General features: G+C 35.5%; 1 protein-coding gene. It reads left to right on the top strand.

All coding sequences use genetic code 11. The annotated features are described in order from the left end of the window. Positions 1-501 (top strand): beta-barrel domain-containing protein (locus ABN217_RS20585; RefSeq protein ID WP_349460059.1); only part of this gene is annotated, 501 nt, incomplete at both ends.

Here is a 501-nt window from a genome sequence, read left to right as displayed (position 1 = left end):
CAACGCAATGCTAATTTCTATCAATCAGCACGTACTGAACTGAATCAAATTCAATTACAAATAAGTGAAACTGAAAAACAACTCATTATTGAAATGGACAAACTGGCTAACATGCAAATTACTGCTCCTATTTCAGGTATCGTAATGGATTTATCTGTTTTTACACAAGGTGGTGTTGTTAGAACGGGCCAAACGTTAATGGAAGTCGTTCCTCAAGATCATCAATTAATTATTGAAGCACGCTTAGCACCTCACCTAATTGATAAAGTGATCCCAGGTCTCCCTGTTGATTTAATGTTTAGTGCTTTTAATCAAAATACAACACCTAAAATTCCAGGGGAGGTCGCATTAATTTCCGCAGATAGACTCATCGATGAAAGAACAACTGAACCCTATTATCAGGTATTTATTAATGTAAAAGATAATACACTTCTTGTTGGTAATAAAAACAAATTAAAGGCGGGCATGCCTGTCGATGTATTTATTAACACTGGTGATCGT

The organism is Proteus sp. fly-1067 (assembly GCF_040139345.1).
Lineage (GTDB): Bacteria > Pseudomonadota > Gammaproteobacteria > Enterobacterales > Enterobacteriaceae > Proteus > Proteus vulgaris_B.
Note: the sequence above shows the minus strand (reverse complement) of the source record. Positions and strands in the feature narration are given on the sequence as shown.